General features: G+C 53.9%; 14 protein-coding genes. All 14 read right to left on the reverse strand.

Annotation, left to right across the window (positions count from 1 at the left end; all coding sequences use genetic code 11):
• Positions 1 to 47: 47 nt before the first annotated feature.
• The 14 genes from sinH to N7E69_RS02080 all read right to left on the reverse strand — a co-directional run bounded on the left by sinH (position 48) and on the right by N7E69_RS02080 (position 16,728).
• Entirely contained in the window at positions 48 to 2,240 is a 2,193-nt protein-coding gene (sinH, locus tag N7E69_RS02015) for an intimin-like inverse autotransporter SinH (protein ID WP_000252216.1), read from the reverse strand.
• 345 nt (positions 2,241 to 2,585) lie between these two features.
• Positions 2,586 to 2,807, reverse strand: a complete 222-nt coding sequence (locus N7E69_RS02020) for a zinc ribbon domain-containing protein (RefSeq protein WP_000406469.1) — start codon at positions 2,805 to 2,807, stop codon at positions 2,586 to 2,588.
• A gap of 88 nt (positions 2,808 to 2,895) precedes the next feature.
• Entirely contained in the window at positions 2,896 to 4,368 is a 1,473-nt protein-coding gene (gene der / locus N7E69_RS02025) for a ribosome biogenesis GTPase Der (protein WP_024139182.1), read from the reverse strand.
• A 116-nt stretch (positions 4,369 to 4,484) separates the two neighbouring features.
• Positions 4,485 to 5,663: an outer membrane protein assembly factor BamB gene (gene bamB, locus N7E69_RS02030; protein ID WP_001177069.1), complete on the reverse strand. Its 1,179-nt coding sequence runs from the start codon at positions 5,661 to 5,663 to the stop codon at positions 4,485 to 4,487.
• A 10-nt stretch (positions 5,664 to 5,673) separates the two neighbouring features.
• Positions 5,674 to 6,294 (reverse strand): YfgM family protein, encoded by a 621-nt coding sequence (locus tag N7E69_RS02035; RefSeq protein WP_000409190.1) that lies wholly within the window; start codon positions 6,292 to 6,294, stop codon positions 5,674 to 5,676.
• 13 nt (positions 6,295 to 6,307) lie between these two features.
• Entirely contained in the window at positions 6,308 to 7,582 is a 1,275-nt protein-coding gene (gene hisS, locus N7E69_RS02040; RefSeq protein WP_001107146.1) for a histidine--tRNA ligase, read from the reverse strand.
• 110 nt (positions 7,583 to 7,692) lie between these two features.
• On the reverse strand, positions 7,693 to 8,811 hold the full coding sequence (gene ispG / locus N7E69_RS02045; RefSeq protein ID WP_261743188.1) for a flavodoxin-dependent (E)-4-hydroxy-3-methylbut-2-enyl-diphosphate synthase: 1,119 nt from the start codon (positions 8,809 to 8,811) through the stop codon (positions 7,693 to 7,695).
• Positions 8,812 to 8,837: 26 nt separating this feature from the next.
• Positions 8,838 to 9,842 carry a cytoskeleton protein RodZ gene (gene rodZ / locus N7E69_RS02050; RefSeq protein WP_001090894.1) on the reverse strand — a complete coding sequence of 335 codons (1,005 nt, stop codon included), beginning with the start codon at positions 9,840 to 9,842 and terminating at the stop codon, positions 8,838 to 8,840.
• A gap of 291 nt (positions 9,843 to 10,133) precedes the next feature.
• Positions 10,134 to 11,300, reverse strand: coding sequence for a bifunctional tRNA (adenosine(37)-C2)-methyltransferase TrmG/ribosomal RNA large subunit methyltransferase RlmN (locus N7E69_RS02055; protein ID WP_000003206.1), 1,167 nt, complete (start codon positions 11,298 to 11,300; stop codon positions 10,134 to 10,136).
• A 206-nt stretch (positions 11,301 to 11,506) separates the two neighbouring features.
• Positions 11,507 to 11,938 (reverse strand): nucleoside-diphosphate kinase, encoded by a 432-nt coding sequence (gene ndk / locus N7E69_RS02060; RefSeq protein WP_000963846.1) that lies wholly within the window; start codon positions 11,936 to 11,938, stop codon positions 11,507 to 11,509.
• 120 nt (positions 11,939 to 12,058) lie between these two features.
• The gene (locus N7E69_RS02065; protein ID WP_000247780.1) at positions 12,059 to 12,922 is read right to left on the reverse strand and encodes a 4Fe-4S binding protein; all 864 of its coding nucleotides are present in this window, start codon (positions 12,920 to 12,922) and stop codon (positions 12,059 to 12,061) included.
• On the reverse strand, positions 12,922 to 13,731 hold the full coding sequence (locus N7E69_RS02070; protein WP_000544895.1) for a dimethyl sulfoxide reductase anchor subunit family protein: 810 nt from the start codon (positions 13,729 to 13,731) through the stop codon (positions 12,922 to 12,924). Before N7E69_RS02070 ends, N7E69_RS02065 begins: the two co-directional genes overlap by 1 nt.
• Complete coding sequence (locus N7E69_RS02075) at positions 13,724 to 14,353, reverse strand: DMSO/selenate family reductase complex B subunit (RefSeq protein WP_000077435.1); 630 nt, start codon at positions 14,351 to 14,353, stop codon at positions 13,724 to 13,726. The genes N7E69_RS02070 and N7E69_RS02075 overlap by 8 nt, the downstream gene beginning before the upstream one ends.
• Entirely contained in the window at positions 14,350 to 16,728 is a 2,379-nt protein-coding gene (locus N7E69_RS02080; RefSeq protein WP_001531907.1) for a DMSO/selenate family reductase complex A subunit, read from the reverse strand. Before N7E69_RS02080 ends, N7E69_RS02075 begins: the two co-directional genes overlap by 4 nt.
• Positions 16,729 to 16,867: the final 139 nt, after the last annotated feature.

A 16,867-nucleotide genomic window follows, 5' to 3' on the forward strand; every position in this document is an offset into this window, starting at 1 on the left:
CTTTTTCTCAAAATTCAGCGGCTGGCTGGTCAGCCACAACGCTGACGCTATTTCTGACTATACGTAACGCGTATGCCGTAACCCTGAACGCCATCTTCCACATTGGCGGCAAACTTCTGCGCCGCCTCTTTATTGGTTACTGGCAGGACAAGATCTTCATTCATGGTGTTGGCCAGCGCGCCGGTATGTCCGTTTGTACTCTGCCCGGTAAACTCCCACTGGTAGTCGTACAGCGCCATCTCTTCTTCCGTGAGCTGCTCGGACATCTGGAATACGCCGTCTTTATTTTTGTCGCGCCACAGCAGGAAACGGTAAGCATTATTGACCGTAGGGTGCTTATCTTCTTTGCCGATAAGGTTGACAGGGTTGGCGGCTTTGACCTGATAAATCACCGCATTCAGCGCGCTCAGGTTGTCGCCGATAAAAGTGACATCAACGTAGTTACTGTCGCCATAGGCGTCTGCTTTCGCCTTCCAGCGGAAAGTCCCCGGCAGGGTGCTGGAAAGCGTCACCGTCCCCGCTTCTTTGTCACGACTGGCAATAAACACGCAGGGGGTTTCCGTGGTGCAGGGCGTCTGGGCCAGGGTGACTTTTTTATCATTGCTGTCGTACAACACGGGCGTCATGGCATCGTCCACCAGTTCGTTACCATTGCGATCCGTGGAGTCGCCAAAGGAATCGGTGATCAGCAGATCCATCACCACGCCGTCTTCGCCATCGGCCAGCGCGCTGGCTTCATGGCTGTGATCGCTGCGATCGGTATCGGCAATGTTGTCGACGATCAGCTCAATTTTGCGATCCTGCTGGACGGTGATTTCCACCACGCCGGAGTTCTGCTTATTGCCCTTTTCATCTTCCAGCGTCATGCGTACTTTCCAGGTGTTCAGGGCGGTGCGCTGCTCTTCGGTATCGGCATTAACCCAGGCAGGAAGCACCAGATTCCAGCTGTTATTGTTGCCTTCGGTTAACGCATTAGCTTTTACCACCGGCATCACCAGCGTACGGGCGGCGTTGTTTTTCGCCTGCCAGGAGGCAGAAATAATTTTGTAATGGTGGTTAATCAGCGCGTTGACAGTCCATTTGCACTTTTCCAGACCAACAGCGGCCTCAGGCGTATCTTCAATCACGCATTCCGGGTGTTCATTGGTGGCGTCAGCCTTCAGCCACAACGTGACGTCCAGCGGATCTTTCTCACGATATTCGAGAATGATGAAATTGTTACGATCGACAAAATCGGTGCGGCTGCCCATTAAGGAGTGCTGAATTTTAACGTTTTCCGGATCGAGCTGCGCCGCCAGCGGCGTGCCTATCTGGTAGTTCACGGTCGCGTTAACGCTAAAGTCGTTACTATCGCCAGTACCGGCTTTGTAATCCGTACCAACCGTGACCAGCGGTACCGGCGTATATTCCAGCCCCAAAGTGACGGCATGAGGATCTTTTTGCAGATTATCGGTGCCAAACAGCGCTACTTCATCGCCGTAGTACTGTTCGTAAACTAATTTAGCGCCAAGCTGCGGATAAAACGGCAGCCAGCTTTCCATGCGGATATCCCAGCCGCGCGCGGGTCGTTCTTCATAAAAGTCGAAATCTTCGGAGTCTTTCCAGTCAGAAAGAGGATGGTAATAGTTGCCGGAGAATTTCAGGTAATCCGTCCAGGCTTCGGTTCCCAGACCTAATCGACGGTGACCGCGCGTAAAATCGTAGTCATAGAATGCGTTGCCGCCAAGCAGCCAGTTGCCGACGTTCTGGCGAACGCCAAGCCCAAAGTTACCAATGGTGCGGTCTTCCTTACGCTGAGCCGAAATCTGGCTAAAGAAAAGCGTGCTCTGGTTGTCATACCAGGGAATAAAATAATCCAGCGAACTGCCGTCCAGATCGCCGCCTTCGCCCACGGACAGGCTGGTACGGATCTTGCCATAAGGTGACATTACACCTTCAAGATATGACTGTGCTGAGGAAGTGATTTGGTTTTGCAAATAGCTACGCGCCTGGGATTCCAGCGCTTCCGGGGTGAGATTATCAAAGCCCTGGGTGGCGGAATTAATAAAGTAGTCAGCGCCCTGTTCTTTAAAGGACTTTCCTTTATTTTCCTGTTCTTCTTTTTTCGCGGATTCGCTGGCTAAATCAGGCAGGGAGGAGTGGCTTTCATCATTTGCAGATGCAGAGTTATCTGCGCCAGAAGCCGCAACTGAGACTCCAGCCACTAATAGCAAAACCAGAATGCGAATCCTTCGCACCATATGATATCCCTGTCGTTAAATAAACACGCCTCTATGAAAAGATATTATATGGATGATTCAGATGGAATCATAACTAACAGGCCTAAATATATTCCTAAAAAGAAAAGTTTAATATGAAACAGATTTATAATATTGATATAATAAATAAAAAGAAAGCTGTTATTTATTTCTAATATTAATTTTCGGGAATAATATTCCCTATAAATAGTTGAATCAATAAAAAGAATAAAATAACCGCCGGGCAGGATACTATGCTGATATTACGGGAGTATCGAATAACGCTTTTGCCCTTAGCCGGATAAGACGTCGGCGCCTCTGCTCTGCGGCGCAACGTCGACAGCGGTTTTATTGATCGGAAATGACGAAGTTAACCCGTTTTTTTGAAATTAAACCATGACCGTTCTGGCAAAAATAGTCCACTGCGCCGCAGGCTTTCAAAACCTGTAACGGCTGGCGGCAGTCAGGACACATTGCCTGTAACGAGAAATCTTTAGCGCATGTCTCGCAATGCGCTGTATCGCCATTGCGCTCCAGCGCGTGATGGCAAACGGGGCAGGTTATTTCCATAACATTCTCCTCAGGCGCGTGACTTACTTTTACTTGAAAGGCCTGATAGCGCAGCGCTTGTCAGGCCTGGAATATTACTGAAAAAGCATTACTTGCTTTTCTTGATATGTTTCATCAGACGCTTACGTTTGCGCATTTGCGTTGGCGTCAGTGTGTTACGCTTGTTCGCATACGGGTTCTCCCCTTCTTTAAACTGAATGCGAATCGGCGTCCCCATCACTTCCAACGACTTGCGGAAGTAGTTCATCAGATAGCGCTTATAGGAGTCTGGCAGATCTTTTACCTGGTTGCCGTGAATCACCACAATCGGCGGGTTATAGCCGCCAGCGTGGGCATATTTCAGTTTTACACGGCGACCACGCACCAGCGGCGGCTGATGATCTTCCACCGCCATCGTCATGATACGGGTCAGCATCGCAGTGCTCACCCGGCGAGTGGAACTGTCGTAAGCCTCGCGTACGGACTCAAACAGGTTGCCGACGCCGCTGCCGTGTAGCGCAGAGATAAAATGGACGCGGGCAAAATCAATAAAGCCCAGACGGAAATCCAGCGTCTCTTTCACCTGCTCTTTGACTTCCTGGCTCAGGCCATCCCATTTGTTGACTACGATAACGAGTGAGCGCCCACTATTGAGGATAAAGCCCAGCAGAGACAAATCCTGGTCGGAGATCCCCTCGCGCGCATCGATAACCAACAGTACGACGTTAGCGTCTTCAATCGCCTGCAACGTTTTAATCACCGAGAACTTTTCTACCGCATCGGTGATTTTTCCGCGCTTACGCACCCCCGCCGTGTCAATCAGCACATATTCCCGTTCGTCGCGTTCCATCGGGATATAAATGCTGTCGCGAGTGGTGCCCGGCATGTCGTATACCACCACGCGCTCTTCACCGAGAATACGGTTAGTGAGTGTGGACTTACCTACGTTCGGGCGACCGACAATCGCCAGCTTTATCGGCAGGCTTTGCGGGTCAAAATCATCTTCCGGCGCTTCTTCACCATTTTGTTCCGCCTCGAACTGCGCCCAGTATTCCGCGTCTTCATCCACCTCTTCCTGCGGCGCGACATCATCCATCCACGGCAGAAGCACATGTTCCAGCAGGCTCAATACGCCGCGACCATGTGAGGCGGCGATAGGGTAAATTTCGCCTAATCCCAGCGAGTAAAAATCGACAACCGCCTGATCGGGATCGAGACCATCCGTTTTATTCGCCACCAGGAAGGTCGGTTTTTCACGGGAACGCAGATGTTTGGCAATCGCTTCATCCGCCGGCATCAGGCCAGTGCGCGCATCTACCATGAATAACACTACATCCGCTTCTTCAATCGCCAGCAGCGACTGTTCCGCCATCCGCGTTTCGACGCCGTCTTCGGTGCCGTCAATACCGCCGGTGTCGATACAGATAAACTCGCGGCCTTCAACTTCCGCACGACCGTACTTACGGTCACGAGTCAGACCCGGGAAATCCGCAACCAGCGCATCTCGGGTGCGGGTCAGACGGTTAAATAGCGTGGATTTTCCGACGTTAGGGCGCCCGACAAGCGCGACCACAGGTACCATGTTTAAAGCCTCATTAAAAAAATCATCAGACAACGCGCGCATTTTGCGCCATTGTTAAAAACAGGAAAACGGCCCCTACACCAGGAGCCGTTTTTTAAAACGCACAACCGTGACGATTAACGCGTAATCGCGTAGACCGTACCGTCTTTGGCCTGGATGAGCAGTTTACCATCCGCCACCGTCGGTTCGGTCAGGAAACCGGAACTGTCTACTTTTTGTTGGGCCACAAAACGCCCGTCATCAACATTAATCCAGTGCAGATAACCTTCGCTATCGCCGACGACTAAATCACCATTATACAGCACCGGGGAGGTCAGCAAACGGTGCAGCAGATCGCTTTGCGTCCACAGCGTTACGCCGCCGCCAGTGGTCAGCGCCAGCACGCGATCGTTCTGATCGACCAGGTAGATACGGTCGCCGTCGACGATAAAGTCATTGACCGAACCCAGCTCGCGTTTCCACATAATCTGACCACTGCGCAGATCCAGCGCCGTTAAGTTACCATTATACGCCAACGCGTAAACAACGCCGTTTACCACAACCGGCGTGGTATCAACGTCGCTCAGACGGTCAATTTCCGTTGGGCCAGTGGCCTGGGAGATACGCTGTTGCCAAATCATCTGGCCTTGTTGCATCAACACGGCGCTGACGCGGCCATTATCACCACCAACAATAGCCGCGCCGAACGCGGTTGCCGGCGCAGATTCGCCGCGCAGCGACAACGAAGGCATATCCAGGTTCACCGTCCATTTAATGGCGCCATCCGCCTGATTTAGCGCCTGCAACTGATCGTTGCTGGTATGGATAAGGACGATTCCATCACTGACAACCGGGCGAGACAACGCTTCGCCTGCGACCTTCGTCTGCCATGCTGTGGTGCCGTCGCTGGTATTCAGCGCATAAACCTCGGCCTTTTCACTGCCGATATAGACGTGACCACCCGCGACAGTGACGCCGCCGGACAACAACGCGGACGAACGAGAGAACCAGCCGTCTTTCTCGCCCAGATTCACAGACCAGATCTCTTTGCCATCATCCGCATTGAGCGCTTTTACCACGCCCGCGCGATCGGCTGCATAGACCACGTTATCTGCCATTACCGGATGAAGGTTAGAATAAAATTCGCCAATTCCGTTACCGACAGAGGTGCTCCAGACAGTGGTCGGGGTAAACTGGTTTTCAACCTGCGGTAATGGAGACATCTTGACGACATCTTCTTCGCCGCTAAACAGTGAACAGCCGCTGAGCAGGGTAACGGAAAGCAACCCTGGCAGAAGTAATTTACGCAATTGCATCGGGTCCCTCTCAGATGGACAAATTATTGATTTTCATCTGCATCATTTCGCTCAACGCCGGAGAAGCATCGCTATTGACGCCCGCTTCCCATGCGCTGCGCGCGCCTTTTTTATCACCCTTACTCAGCAACGCTTCGCCGCGCAAATCAGCGACAATGGCTGTCCATCCTTCGCCTTTAACGGCATCCAGAGTTTTCAGCGCGGCGTCGGCTTGCTTAAGCTGCAACTGAACGCGAGCGAGACGCAGATTAATCACCGCTTTGAGATTTTCATCGCTGGTGGCCGCCAACCCCTGCTGCAACTGGGCTTCGGCTTTTTTAAGTTCATTCTTATCCACAAACTGCTGCGCCAGTTCCATAGACGCCAGCGCACCATAGGTGTTTTTATTCTCAGCCGCGAATTTTTCAGCGGCGGGAATGCTATCCGGCTTATCGGCGCTTACCGCCGTCACCGCATTTTGATACGCCAGAGAAGCAGCACGCGCGGACTCCGTCTGATGGCTGCTCCAGTAACGCCAGCCAACCAGCGCGCCAACCCCTAAAATCACTCCGACAGCCAGCGCTTTGCCGTTTTCGGCAAAGAAGCGTTTAATCGCATCCACCTGGTCGTGTTCGTTCTCGTAAATTTCCACGCTGTCCTTCTCCTTAGCCCAATAAAGTGCGCAAATGCGCGGCGACGCTGTCCTGCGCCACTGCCGTTTGCTCACCGGAGCGCAAATCCTTCACTACAACAGTCCCATCGGCGACTTCAGATTCGCCAAGAACCAGTGCAATACGGGCGCCCCACTTATCGGCGCGGGCAAACTGTTTCTTAAAGTTGCCGCCGCCGTGGTTTGTCATTAGCTTCACGCCTGGCATTTCATCGCGCAGCCGCTCCGCCAGCGTCATTGCCGCAGACTGCGTTTGTGCGCCGGCAGCTACCAGGTATATATCGACAACAGGAGAGGCAATAAATTCCGGATTAACTGCCTGAACTAACAAAACAAGTCGTTCCAGGCCCATCGCAAAGCCCACTGCCGGGGTAGCGCGACCGCCCAGTTGTTCCACCAGACCGTCATAACGACCACCCGCACAGACGGTGCCTTGTGACCCCAGACTGTTTGTTACCCATTCAAATACGGTGCGGTTGTAGTAATCCAGACCGCGTACCAGACGCTGGTTGACGGTGTAGGCAATCCCCGCCGCGTCCAGCAATTTACACAGGCCGGCAAAGTGCTCGCGTGAATCGTCATCGAGATAGTCGCCGAGAGCGGGCGCGTCGTTGAGCAGCGCCTGCACGTCCGGATTTTTTGAATCCAGCACGCGCAGCGGATTGGTATACATACGGCGTTTGCAGTCTTCGTCCAGCGTCTCTTGATGCTGTTCGAGGAACGCGACCAGCGCATCGCGATAGTTCGCACGCGCCTCTAAGGAACCAATAGAGTTCAGCTCCAGGCTAACGTGTTCAGAGATGCCCAGCGCGCGCCACCAGCGTGCGGTCAGCATAATCAGTTCCGCGTCGATATCCGGGCCTTGTAAGCCAAAGACTTCGGCACCTAGCTGGTGGAACTGACGGTAGCGGCCTTTTTGCGGACGCTCATGACGGAACATCGGCCCGATATACCACAAACGCTGTTCCTGATTGTACAGGAGACCATGTTCGATGCCGGCGCGTACACAGCCCGCCGTACCTTCAGGGCGCAATGTCAGGCTATCGCCGTTGCGATCCTCAAAGGTGTACATCTCTTTTTCAACCACGTCAGTAACTTCACCGATCGCACGTTTGAATAACGGGGTCTGCTCTACAATCGGCAAGCGGATTTCACTGTAACCGTAGCTGCCGAGCACGTTTTTGAGTGTGCCTTCAATGCGCTGCCAGATGGCGGTTTCGCCAGGCAGATAATCGTTCATGCCGCGAATGGCTTGAATGTTTTTTGCCACGTTTATTCTCTTTCTGAATATAAAAATGAACCCTCAGCGCTTCCCCGAACGAACCGGGAGCCATGCGGGTTCAATCATACACGGGAAGCGCGCCGCTTCCCATCACGTTCTTATTTTTCAACCTGCAGCACGTCAATCCGACGCGCTTCATCAAGTTGACTTGCTTTCGCGCGAATACGGGATTCAAGCTGCGCGATCATATCGTCGTTATCGAGTCTGTCCTTACGCACGCCGTCTTCATACAGGCCGCTTTTCTTATTGCCGCCCGTCACGCCCAGCGTCGATACCAGCGCTTCGCCCGGCCCGTTCACTACGCAACCGATGATCGAGACGTCCATCGGGGTGATGATATCTTCCAGACGCTGCTCCAGCGCGTTCACCGTGCCGATAACGTCGAACTCCTGGCGAGAACAGGTCGGGCAGGCGATGAAATTGATGCCGCGCGCGCGAATGCGCAGCGACTTCAGAATATCGAAACCGACTTTGATCTCTTCCACCGGGTCGGCCGCCAACGATACGCGCAGCGTGTCGCCGATACCTTCCGATAACAGCAGACCTAAACCGATCGCCGACTTGACCGCCCCGCTACGCACGCCGCCCGCTTCGGTGATCCCCAGATGCAGCGGCTGATCGATCTGTTTAGCCAACAAACGATAAGACTCAACGGCAAGGAATACATCGGACGCTTTTACGCTCACTTTGAACTGATCAAAGTTGAGACGATCGAGATGATCGACATGGCGCATGGCTGATTCCAGCAGCGCCTGCGGCGTCGGCTCACCGTATTTTTCCTGCAGATCTTTTTCCAGCGATCCGGCATTTACGCCTATACGAATAGGGATGTTTTTGTCGCGCGCGCAGTCCACCACCATGCGAATGCGTTCTTCGTTACCGATATTGCCGGGGTTGATACGCAAGCAGTCAACGCCGTATTCCGCTACTTTCAGCGCAATGCGGTAGTCGAAGTGAATATCGGCAACCAGCGGGACGTTAACCTGCTGTTTGATAAGCTTGAACGCTTCGGCGGCGTCCATGGTCGGTACAGAAACACGAACAATATCTGCGCCAACGCGTTCCAGCGCTTTGATCTGATTAACCGTCGCTTCCACGTCAGTGGTACGCGTGTTAGTCATCGACTGGACGGCGATGGGGGCGCCATCGCCAATCGGCACATTCCCAACGTAAATACGTGTCGATTTTCTACGTTGAATCGGAGCCTGGTTATGCATGAAAAATCTCCCGCGTTACCCGTCTGTTACTGCGCCGGTGTCGGTTCGGCATTAAGGGTCAGACGCGCAACCTGATTAGTTCTGATAAAGCGGCTCAGATCGACAGGTTTTCCTTGATACTGGATCTGCACCGCGGCCGGCGCGCCAATTTTAAGTTTATAAGGCGCCTGACCGGTTAGGTTTAAATTACCATCTTTACGCTGCATACCACTAAACAGCTTCTTACCCGTGGCGTCAGTGACTTCGAGCCAGCAGTCAGCGGTAAAATTCATCACCAGCGCGTTCGGATCGGCAGCAGGCGCCGCTACGCCAGCCTGACTGGTCGGCAGCGCGGACGGCGTCTCCGTTGCCGCTGGCGCGGCAGATGTCGCAGCCGTATCGACATTCGCCTGCGAAGGCGCGACTACCGTATTTTGCGTTGCCGCCGCCGTTGGCGCTGGCGTTTGCGTCGCCGCCGTCGAATCAACCGGCGTCGCAGGCGCCGGAGCCGTTTGCGCTGGCGTCGTATCCTGGCTTGTCACGGCACCGGTGTCCAGCGGTACGCTTTGGCCGCTGTCTTTATCTGCGTTCAGTTCAGCCGTGCTTTGATCGGCCATCGTCGTGATCTCTTCCTGCTGCGCCTTGTGGTTCTGCCACCACCAGGCGCCGGTCAGCCCTACGACCACAAACAGTACCAGCCAGGTAAAAGACATTAACCAGCCGTCGCGTTTTTTACGACGCTTTCCTAATGAGAAACTCTGCATCGGGGCGACTTTAGCGGCGCGCAGCGGAGCTTGTTTTTCCAGCCCCGGCAGCAGTTCCTCTTCTGGAACATGCACCAGACGCGCATATGAGCGGATATATCCGCGCAGGAAGGTTGAAGCAAGATCGGACGGCGCCTTATCTTCTTCAATATCGCGTACCGTAGAAACCTTCAGGCAAAGTCGCTCAGCGACAGCCTGCTGGCTGAGTCCGAGTTGTTCACGGGCATTGCGCAGACGAACGCCGGTGGTTTGTGCTTCATTTTGGTCGTGCGTGGCTTCAGTATTCATTCGCTACAGCTACAGGTACGTGTAAATTAGGATTCAGGCGCCGACGAGCCGTAATGCCCGCCCACACCGCGAAACATCAGGTTAGTTAACCTTAGTCAGACAGTATAAGCCTGTCAGGCCGCAGATGACAAAACCGCTAAGACACAAGGCTAAACTCTTGTTGCACCATTACATACTGCCTTAAAGTCGACAAAAACGCACCGTTATTATTGACCAGACAAGTACAACGCCAGACATTATTCAACTGACATTGCGCCACGGTATAATGAATGCCCCGTGGCACAACTGCTATCAAATAGCCTTGATGTCAATCACCTCTCCCTGCATACGCTTACGCAGGGTACGTTTAGTACGGTCAATCACATCGCCTGCCAACTGTCCGCATGCCGCATCAATGTCATCGCCACGCGTCTTGCGTACGATGGTCGTGAAACCATAACTCATCAAAACTTTAGAAAAGCGATCGATACGGCTGTTAGAGCTGCGGCCATACGGCGCGCCAGGGAACGGGTTCCACGGAATCAGATTAATCTTACAAGGCGTCTCTTTTAGTAGCTCCGCCAGTTGATGCGCGTGTTCAGTGCCGTCGTTGACGTGGTCAAGCATCACGTATTCAATCGTCACGCGCCCCTGATTGGCGTTGGATTTCTCCAGATAGCGGCGAACCGCGCCCAGGAACGTTTCGATATTGTATTTTTTGTTGATCGGGACGATTTCGTCGCGAATAGTGTCATTCGGCGCATGTAAGGAGATAGCCAGCGCGACATCTATCATATCGCCCAGTTTATCCAGCGCAGGCACCACGCCTGACGTTGAGAGCGTGACACGACGTTTGGACAGGCCGAAACCAAAGTCATCGAGCATAATTTCCATCGCCGGTACGACATTGGTCAGGTTAAGCAATGGCTCGCCCATCCCCATCATGACCACGTTGGTGATCGGACGCTGGCCGGTGACTTTGGCCGCGCCGACGATTTTCGCCGCACGCCAGACCTGACCGATAATTTCCGATACGCGCAGGTTGCGGTTAAAGCCCTGCTGCGCAGTTGAACAAAACTTGCACTCCAGCGCGCATCCTACCTGTGAAGAGACACACAGCGTAGCGCGGTCGTCTTCCGGGATATAGACCGTTTCAACGCGCTGATCGCCGACAGCAATCGCCCACTTAATGGTGCCGTCTGAGGAACGCTGCTCTTCAACGACCTCCGGCGCGCGGATTTCCGCGACCTCTTTTAATTTGCCGCGCAACACTTTGTTGATGTCGGTCATCTCATCAAAATTATCGCAGCAATAGTGATACATCCATTTCATCACCTGATCGGCGCGGAAAGGCTTTTCACCTAAGTTTTTAAAAAACTCGCGCATCTGCTGACGGTTGAGATCCAGCAGGTTGATTTTTGTTTCGTTGTTAAGAACTACCGGGGTACTGCTTTCAGGTGTGACAATTTGTTCAGACATATGCTATTCCGGCCTCGTTATTACACGTTATGGCCCCTGGAGGGTTGAAAAAAGAAACGCCCCGGTAAGCATACTGCTCGTCCGGGGGCGCTGCATTGTACAAATTCTGGCGTAAGGATGCCACGTCTGCACGCGGCATTAGCAAAAATAATATTTGAACCGATAATTTACCGCCAACGCATTTACAGCGTGAAAGACGAAGGAGATTAACGGGTGCGCGGACACACTTCGCCTTCACCGAAGAAAAAGGCGATTTCGCGCTGCGCGGATTCCAGCGAATCCGAACCGTGGGTGCCGTTTTCAGTTAAGCTATCAGCGTAGTCGGCGCGCAGCGTACCCGCCAACGCGTTCGCCGGATTGGTGGCGCCAAGCAGATCGCGGTGACGCTGTACCGCATTTTCACTTTCCAGCACGGAGACCACGATAGGGCCAGAGGTCATGAACTCCACCAGACCGTCAAAGAACGGTTTGCCGTCGTGCTCAGCATAGAAGCCGCGCGCCTGCTCAACGGTCAGGTGCAGCATTTTAGTGCCAACAATTTTGAACCCTGCAGCTTCAAAGCGCGCAAAGATGCTGCCAATAACGTTTTTTGCCACCGCGTTGGGTTTAATGATGGAAAAAGTCCGTTCAATAGCCATGTTTACCTCTGAAATATGTTCTGTTGTTATGTCAGGCGCGGATTATAAAGAGCATCCCATCAATTGCCTATGGATATAGGTAACATTTTTTTAAAATAAAATGAGCATTAGCAACAAAAGTTAAAGACGCACAGCAAACTCAGGGGACTGACACAGCACGCAGTGCGTGTGTTCAGGCGTGAGAGCATGGAAAGTACGTTTGCAGATGTCGCAGGTGAGCGTATGCGCCGCACTATGCCGCGTTGAGGCGGGTTCCACGTCAAACCGCAGCCGCAGCGCCTGATGCGGACATACCGCCGCACAGCCGCCGCATCCCGTACAACGCGCCGCCGCTATCGTCAGGGTATTGTCGTCAAACTGGATAACGTTCTCCGGGCAGCTTCGCCAGCAGGCGCCGCACATCCTGCACTCTTGCGGACTGATTTCGGGTACGCATTCGCTGAACGCGGAAAACGCCTGTCTGAGACGCCGTTTCCCCGGCTCGACGGCACACGGGGTAATGGCGTCGCGCGGAACATGAAACAGAGTGCGCCGCGAGGCGTTAATCTCCGCGCCGACAACGTGTTTGAAAGACCAGCCCGGCTCGCCGTAGCGGCGCAGCGCTAAATTTAGCCCCGCCAGCGCCATCAGCCACTGCGCCGATCGCTCCACCGCAATATCAATAAAGCGAATACCGTACTGGCTGTGCCAGAGAAGCAGTTCATCGACCGTTGGCGCCTGTAGCGAAAACGGCCCCACCAACGTATCCCCCTGCACAAAGCGTTTAACCGGTTTGATACCGGTAATGGCGTCAACAGGACAGACAAACAGACAGTCGCCACAGGCTATGCAGCGTGTCGTATCTATGCTGACCTGCCCCTGCGCCAGCGAAAACGCCTGCGCCGGACAAACATCGGCGCAAGCGCGGCAGGAAGAAAAACGAAAGCGACGACGGACGCAAGCCTGCGTCACGTCTACCGCCGGATCGATCGTCAGGTTAACCATCAGCCAATACTAAAGAAGACGTAGCGCAGCATAATCTCGCCGATAAGCAGCAATACGCTGCCCGCCACCAGAGTTCCTCTGGCGTTTCGCAGACCGCCTGCGGCAAAGCAGAGCATTCCCGCCGCTGAGACACACCAGCCGAGAAGATAGACGTCGCGCAACTGCGCCAGCGCCTGTAGCGGATGATGCGGGAAAGTGACGACCGTCGTATCCACTGCATTAATATCCGCCAGCCATAGCGGCTGCATGATCAGGCGAATCAGCACCATCAGTGCGACCACCACCACAGCGCAGCGCATTGCGGCGCCAGCGTTGCGCAGATAAGCCAGCGCAATGACTACCGAGCCGATAATGCCTGATGTGCCAAAGAACAGCGCCAGCGTGTTGCTATGCTGCCAGGTCGCCACCGAGGCATGGATATAAACCTGCGCCATGCAGAATACATCCACCAGCCCGAACGCTGCCGCCAACGCCAGCAGCGGCTGCCAGCCTGGCTTTCGGAAAAACAGCAGCACAACCCCCAGTCCCAGCGCCGCCAGATAAAGGCTGGCAAAGACGATTTCGCGACTCAGCCACGAACTGGCGACATGACGTAACGCATTTAGCGCATTCAGGGGATAGCCCATGTGCAGCGCTGAAGCAAGCAGCCCTACGCAGGCCAGTACAAACGCCCCCGCCATCGCGGGAAGCGCGCCGCGTGCAGGCACGCGTCCCTCTACGGCGTACTGGCGGCCCAACGCCAGCCACACTGTCACACCCACAGACCCTTGCAAACAGAGCGTAAAAATCAGCAGCGGTAACTCATGCATGGCGTTTACCCTCTTTTTCTGCGCCCTGATGCGCTTTGACAACCAGATTAGGTTTGGTTATGGATGAATCTGGCAGCCCGTTAACGTCGCATACGCTACCGTACTTCGCGCGCAGTTCATCAATCGGAGCAAACTTGATGGCCTCCAGCGGACAGGTCGCAACACAGACGGGCGGTTCACCTTTCGCCAGTAAATCAACGCACATGTCGCACTTGGACATTTGGCCGGTCTGCTCGTTAAGCTGCGGCGCGCCGTAAGGGCAGGACCAAGCGCAATAGCCACAGCCGACGCATTTGTCGGTATCAACGCGCACGATGCCGTCGCCCGGGCGTTTATGCATAGCGGTAGTCGGGCAATTCTTGGTGCAGACAGGGTCCGCACAGTGATTGCAGGAAATAGAAAGCGTATAAGCAAATACGTTATTGCTGACCCCGCCCTGCCCGGTCGGGATGAAACTTCCGCCCTTGACTTCATAGACGCGGCGGAAACGACGGCCTACTTCCAGATTGTTTTTGTCTTTGCAGGCCACCTGGCAGGCTTTACAACCGGAGCAGCGTGAGGAGTCGATGAAAAACCCCAGTTGTTTATCGCTCACCGGCGGGTAATGTGTAAACTGACTCATGCTTTAGCCACCTCCACCAGCATGGTTTGATGTGAATTTCCCTTCGCCAGCGCGGTAATACGGGCCGAGCTGAGGACGTTCGCACAGCCGCCTTTATCAACGCCGTTTTCATCCGGCTGCCACCAGGCGCCAGCCTGCATTGCGACAACGCCGGGAATAATGCGCGGCGTCACTTCCGCCGGGATTTCGCAAATCCCGCGTGAGTTATGAATACGCACCATGTCGCCATGCGTAATGCCGCGCTTTTGCGCATCCTGCGGGTTGATCCACAATGTCTGCTGCTGCACTTCAATCAGCCACGGGTTAGCGTATTGCGTTGAGTTGGCGCGGTTTTTTCCTTTCCACGTAATTAACTGGAGCGGAAAATCTTTCACCAGCGCATCCTCCGGGCCTTCATGCGCGGGAACGTAGTGCGACAACGCCGGGATTTCCGGATGCTGCATGTCGTACAGGCGCTTCGAGAAGATCTCTATTTTCCCTGACGGCGTCGGGAACGGATGATTGTCCGGATCGCGAATATTGTCTTCAAAGGCGATAAATGGCGCGCTTTTGAACAGATGCTGACGGGTCTTTTGCAGCGTGGCGAAATCCGGTAGATTTTCGTCCGGCATCGCCAGGCGCGTCTGTTCCCAGATGTGTTCAATCCACGCTTTCTCATCGCGCCCCTGGCTAAATTCGTTTTCAATGCCTAATTTCGCCGCCACCTCACGTAGCCAGTCGTAGTCGGAGCGCCGCTCAAATTCAGGCTCGATCAGTTTTTCAGAGAGTATCAGGTAGCTTGCCGTGCCCCAGGTTTCACCGATGTTCCAGCGTTCCATAAAGCTGGTTTCCGGCAGCAGTAGATCAGCGTATTTCGCGCTCGGCGTCATAAACAGATCGCTGGCGACAATAAACTGGATCTTTGATTCATCCTCCAGTACGCGTACCGCCTGGTGCAGATCGGGGTTCTGATTCGCCAGATAGTTCCCGGCCAGCGAGAACAGAATACGGATGTTACTGTCCAGCTTATCGGCATCTTTCAGCCCCATATCCGGCGTCACTTTGCTGGCGTCGTCTGCGGCCTGCACCCAGTTCATCACCGAAATTTTGGCTTTTACCGGGTTATCCGGCATCTCCGGACCCGCGGCAAATTTACGGTTAGCGCAGCCGCCATAACCCGCAGCCCAACCGCCTTTGATGCCGACATTACCGGTAATGGTCGCCAGTAGGGTCGAGCCGCGCGCGGTGCGCTCGCCGCAGTTGTGGCGCTGTGGTCCCCACCCCTGAATCAACGCGGCGGGTTTGGTATTCGCGTAATCACGCGCTAACTGGCGTATGGTTTGCGCCGGCACATGGGTGATCTTTTCCGCCCACTCGGGGGACTTAACGACACCGTCTTTGGCGCCGGTCAGATACGCCACCAGCGATTCGTTAGCCGGTACGCCTTCCGGCATTGAGTCTTCGTCAAAACCGATAGCGTAGCGCGCAATAAATGCGCGATCGTGCAGATTCTCGCTGATGATGACGTACATCATCGCGTCCATCAGCGCATTGTCGGTGGTGGGCAGCAGCGGGATCCACTGATCCGCCAGCGAGGAAACGGTGTCGGAATAGCGCGGATCGACCACGATAAACCGCGTACCGTTCTGCTTCATCTTCTGCAAGAAATAGTTGGTATGACCAAAAATGGTCTCCGTCGGGTTATGGCCCCACAGAATCACCAGTTTGGTGTCCAAAAGCGTATCCAGCGAACTGCCGCTGGCGGCAATGCCGTAAGTATAAGGCGTCGCGGCCGCCGTATTGCCCATACTCACAGAATGGTAGCTTTCGAGATAGCCGCCGGTCAGATTCAGCAGGCGACGCGCCATTTTATCGCCGGAAAAGGTGCCGCCGGAAACGGCGGTGCCAACATGAACATAGCGCGAAGCCGGGCCATATTTTTCAGTAATCGATTTTAAATTATCGGCGATTAAGGTTGTCGCTTCATCCCAGGAAATTCGCTCGAACTTTCCTTCACCGCGTTTTCCTACACGCTTCATGGGATATTTAAGTCTATCGGGGTGATAAACAAATTTACGGTATGCGCGTCCACGAACACAGGCACGCATCACCGGCATTTGCGCATCCAGCGCATTATCCGGTCGCGTTGAAATTCGCGTCACGATACCGTCACTAACATGCGCCCGAATATCGCATTTGCCCCCGCAGTCAAAAGTGCTGCATGTCTGAACGACTTTTTCCGCAGGCCTGTTTTCAGTGGCCGTCACAGCGCGCGCCTGAGCGGTAGCTGGCGAGGAGACAAACGGTAACGCAATAAGCGCGGAGCTGGCCTGGATAAAGTGGCGGCGAGAAATAGCGGGCTGTTCGCCATTTCCCTGGCTTTTTATATTTTTCATGATCCGACTCGTCAAATAAAAACCCATTCTCACGTTTTTAAGTGTTAGATCTCTTGATATTTATCAAGCTCCCTCATTAAGGGTAATTCCGGAAAAATTAATAATTCTCATTAACTTTAAATTAAATGAAATTCATAAT

Origin of the sequence: Salmonella sp. 3C (assembly GCF_025426275.1) — a bacterium.
Taxonomy (GTDB): domain Bacteria; phylum Pseudomonadota; class Gammaproteobacteria; order Enterobacterales; family Enterobacteriaceae; genus Salmonella; species Salmonella enterica.